This is a genomic window from Gammaproteobacteria bacterium, from assembly GCA_022340215.1.
Taxonomy (GTDB): Bacteria; Pseudomonadota; Gammaproteobacteria; order JAJDOJ01; family JAJDOJ01; genus JAJDOJ01.
Genome location: JAJDOJ010000259.1, coordinates 1 through 3731, shown reverse-complemented (window position 1 = coordinate 3731; position 3731 = coordinate 1). Strand labels below are relative to the sequence as shown.

General features: G+C 62.9%; 6 protein-coding genes. 2 read left to right on the top strand and 4 right to left on the bottom strand.

The window, feature by feature from the left end:
* Positions 1-24: 24 nt before the first annotated feature.
* The 4 genes from LJE91_17690 to LJE91_17675 all read right to left on the bottom strand — a co-directional run bounded on the left by LJE91_17690 (position 25) and on the right by LJE91_17675 (position 1429).
* Positions 25-261 carry a ribbon-helix-helix protein, CopG family gene (locus LJE91_17690; protein ID MCG6870495.1) on the bottom strand — a complete coding sequence of 79 codons (237 nt, stop codon included), beginning with the start codon at positions 259-261 and terminating at the stop codon, positions 25-27.
* Positions 262-365: 104 nt separating this feature from the next.
* Positions 366-824: a hypothetical protein gene (locus LJE91_17685; GenBank protein ID MCG6870494.1), complete on the bottom strand. Its 459-nt coding sequence runs from the start codon at positions 822-824 to the stop codon at positions 366-368.
* A complete protein-coding gene (locus tag LJE91_17680) occupies positions 821-1126 on the bottom strand; it encodes a nucleotidyltransferase domain-containing protein (GenBank protein ID MCG6870493.1) in 306 nt (101 codons plus the stop codon). The genes LJE91_17685 and LJE91_17680 overlap by 4 nt, the downstream gene beginning before the upstream one ends.
* A 24-nt stretch (positions 1127-1150) precedes the next feature.
* On the bottom strand, positions 1151-1429 hold the full coding sequence (locus tag LJE91_17675) for a hypothetical protein (protein MCG6870492.1): 279 nt from the start codon (positions 1427-1429) through the stop codon (positions 1151-1153).
* Positions 1430-1576: 147 nt separating this feature from the next.
* Here LJE91_17675 and LJE91_17670 point away from each other — a divergent pair, with 147 nt between their 5' ends.
* Together LJE91_17670 and LJE91_17665 are read left to right on the top strand one after the other, a co-directional pair.
* Positions 1577-2749, top strand: a complete 1173-nt coding sequence (locus LJE91_17670) for an alanine--glyoxylate aminotransferase family protein (protein MCG6870491.1) — start codon at positions 1577-1579, stop codon at positions 2747-2749.
* Between the two features lie 303 nt (positions 2750-3052).
* Positions 3053-3724 (top strand): SH3 domain-containing protein, encoded by a 672-nt coding sequence (locus LJE91_17665; protein ID MCG6870490.1) that lies wholly within the window; start codon positions 3053-3055, stop codon positions 3722-3724.
* Positions 3725-3731: the final 7 nt, after the last annotated feature.

Below are 3731 nucleotides of genomic sequence, written 5' to 3'. Positions count from 1 at the left end.
TGGTGTCGACGAACAACCGCTCCATCAATCCTCATCCCTGGCGCCGTACAGGTATCGATCGTGGTTCTCACCATACGAGGCCGTGTCTTCTCCGATCCCCTCCATGGCATCCAGACGCGAACTCGTTCTCGAGCCGGAATCTTCAAGCGCAACCCGCAATAACTCGCGGACCAGATCAGACAGGCTCCGCCCCTCCCGTTCGGCCCGGGACCGCAGGGTTTCGTATTGCCACTCTTCGAGGAGAATCTGTGTTCTGTGCATGCATGCACATTACATCACGCGCATATGAGCCACAACCCTGTCGCCACTTGCACGGAGGGGCGACCCTCTCGTTCGTCTACCGACCGCGTCTGTGATGACAGGCGTCAGGCGCCCAACCGGGTCAGGATCTTTCTGCCATCGGACTGGATAGAGCGCTCCAGTTCAAGCGCAGCTTCCAGTATCGCGACACGAATCCGGGGGGCATCCGGATATTCATGGGTCAACTGATTTCGCCGCTCACGCGCGGTGCGCCATCGTTCCGCCTCGGTGATCCATCCCAGCTTTTCCAGCCGGTTGAGCACGTCGATCAGCGCCATGCCTTCGTCGTATTCTTCCTGGTCCCGGAGAATCGCAGGAAACAGCCGTCTGGTGGACGCATCCACGCTCTTGAGGAACCGCAAAACGAACAGGTCGATCGCTTCGATGGTGGTGTCATCGAGCTCGGCGAAGGCATCGTGGCGTTCGAGGTTCAACGCCCGCAGCCGGTTGGCGTAACGGCCGAGGTGATAGAGGTTACGATCGAATTCGGACTTTGCACTCCCCAGGGTGACATCGGGACTCATATCCGTATTCCGTTCTCTCTCGCGACACGGTAAATCGCGGCGGGATCGCCCTCCATACCGGCGTAGCGCACCAGGATGTCGATCTTCTGCTCACCCAGACGTTCCTGCAGCTCCAGGGCAAGTCTGGTCCTCGAGTCAAAGGCCTCCCCGAACGGCAAGCTTGTCTCGATATACAGATCGATATCGCCACCGCGCCGCGCGTCGTCCGTGCGCGAACCATACAGATACACGACCGCGTCCTCCCCGAAACACGCCCGGACAGCGTCGCGGATGACGGTTCGTTCCCGCTCGCCGAGCCTCATGTTCGGCCCTCGGGATACCCGTGGCTACGCGCCCGGCTTCCAGATCCCGAAGGCCTCGGCTTGCGGTGTCTGGCGTTGCCGGGATCCGTCGACGTCTTCCAGCACATGCTTCATCAGCGCGCACAGTTCGTCGTTTACCTCCAGCTTGCGTTCGCTCGGGAGCGGTTCCCGGCCCACCATGAATCCGATCACGGCGGCGAGGTACTGTATCGCGATGAATGGATCCCTTGCGCGGTCGTCGTTATCCGCGAGGGCTTTCTGCAGCGCGGTCACCAGTTCGGCTGAAAATTGAATCTTGTCCAAGTGTCGGAACTCCTTAGCGTGAAAAGTGGAAAAGGCATGAATTATCCGGGGTTTCTGCCGGGGGATCGAGAGGCGGCTGCTTGGTTGGCCATCCCGTTTCGCCTATACTCCGGCGCTTTGCGATCATTCTACGGAGCCTTGCCAGAAATGGGAAACTCGTCCTTCTTCCCGCCCGAACGTATCCTGATGGGACCCGGTCCCTCCAACGTCGATCCGCGGATACTTGCCGCCATGTCGCGCCCGACCATTGGTCACCTGGATCCGGCCTTCGTGGGCATGATGGATGAGGTCAAGGAGCTGCTGCAGTACGCCTTCCAGACGGAGAACGCACTCACACTGCCGGTATCGGCTCCGGGATCGGCGGGCATGGAGACCTGCTTCGTCAATCTGGTGGAGCCGGGCGAGAAGGTGGTCATCGGCCGCAACGGTGTGTTCAGCGAGCGTATGCGGGAGAACGTCGAGCGCTGCGGCGGTACGGCGGTCATGGTAGACCACGACTGGGGGCGGCCTGTCGATCCGAACCGGATGGAGGACGCCCTGAAGGCGAACACGGACGCCCGCATCGTCGCATTCGTCCACGCCGAGACTTCGACGGGCGCCCAGTCGGACGCCGAGACGCTGACCGCGCTGGCTCACCGGCACGACTGCCTGGCCATCGTGGATGCCGTGACCTCGCTGGGCGGCACACCCTTGAAGGTCGACGAATGGGGCATCGACGCGATCTACTCCGGGACCCAGAAATGCCTCTCCGCCCCGCCCGGAATCTCGCCGGTCAGCTTCAATGGCCGCGCCACCGACAAGATCCGCACGCGGAAATCGAAGGTGCAGAGCTGGTTCATGGACCTGAACCTGGTGATGTCCTACTGGGGCGGGGGCGCCAAACGTGCCTATCACCACACCGCGCCGGTCAACGCGCTGTACGCGTTGCACGAGGCGCTCGTGCTGCTGCGCGAGGAGGGCCTGGCGCCGGCCTGGGCGCGCCACCGCCGCAATCACCTCGCGCTGAAGGCGGGGCTCGAGGCCCTGGGCATCGAGTACCTGGTCGAGGAGCCCTATCGTCTGCCGCAGTTGAACGCGGTGCGTGTTCCGGATGGGGTCGACGAGGCCGCGGTCCGTTCGGTGCTCCTCAACGAATTCAACCTCGAGATCGGCGCTGGACTAGGGCCGCTGGCGGGCAAGATCTGGCGCATCGGTCTCATGGGCTACACGAGCAACCTGGACAACGTCCTGTATTGCCTCAACGCGCTGGAAGACGTGCTTGCGAAAAGCGGCGCGTCGATCGAGTCCGGCAGGGCCGCGGCGGCTGCGAAGGCGGCATAGGCCGAATGAGGTAAGCGATTTCTTCGCTCCTTCCCCCTTGAGGGGGAGGGCAGGGATGGGTGTGGGAGCCCGGGGCAGGCACGATGCCACTCGGGCATCTCGACCCCCCAACTGACCCCCCCCCTACCAGGGGGGAGGGACCGATTAGCGCCTTCTCCCTCGAGGGTGTCGCCTGGATGTCGTGATATCGGAATCCTGGGCCAGGGACGCGGCGAATGAGAAAGGAATCCTGGATTGCGCTGCCGCTCCATCCAGGCTACGAGTCACTTTACGGGCACGATCCATACTGCCGATAAAATGCGCGTGCCGTTCATCGTTCTGGTCGTGACCCTGTCGCTGGCGGCGGCGACGATGTGCAGCGCTTCCGACACCAGGACGTACGAGGAGGCCCGCAAGTCCATGCAGGCGGGCAACTATGCGGAGGCCTACTGCATCCTGCGCCCGCTGGCCGAACAGAACGACAACCGCGCGCAGTACCTGCTGGGCTGGATGTATCACAACGGTTACGGTATGGCGATCAACGACGAGGAGGCGAAACAGTGGTGGACGCGCTCGGGAAACAACGGCAACCGGGATGCGCTGTACCAGCTCGCCCTGCTTCTCGAACTGGATGGTCGCTCGGGGCCCGACAACGCGCTAGCGTATTATCTGCGTGCCGCGCGCCTCGGACACGAGGACGCAGGAGACTGGTTGCGGGTCCGGCTGGCAACGACGATGAACGACCCGGCACCCGAGTTGCTGGACGCTCTCGAGCGCGAGTGGACGCTTTACGGGGCCCCCGCCAAGGTCAAGGGTGACGAAGCGAACATACGCAAGGGTCCAGGGACCGGCTATCCCATCGTCGCTACGTTGACGCGCGGCACACCGCTGGTCGAACTCGACCGGTCGGGAAAGTGGGTCAGGATCGGACTGGCCGGCCGAAGACAGACGGGCTGGATCTATGCACCGCTACTGGAAAACGGATTCGGGAAATAGCTGGTGG

Bases quoted from the DNA above. Each gene is read 5' to 3' on its own strand.
- LJE91_17690 (MCG6870495.1), bottom strand. From the start codon at position 261: ATGCACAGAACACAGATTCTCCTCGAAGAGTGGCAATACGAAACCCTG.
- LJE91_17685 (MCG6870494.1), bottom strand. From the start codon at position 824: ATGAGTCCCGATGTCACCCTGGGGAGTGCAAAGTCCGAATTCGATCGT.
- LJE91_17680 (MCG6870493.1), bottom strand. From the start codon at position 1,126: ATGAGGCTCGGCGAGCGGGAACGAACCGTCATCCGCGACGCTGTCCGG.
- LJE91_17670 (MCG6870491.1), top strand. From the start codon at position 1,577: ATGGGAAACTCGTCCTTCTTCCCGCCCGAACGTATCCTGATGGGACCC.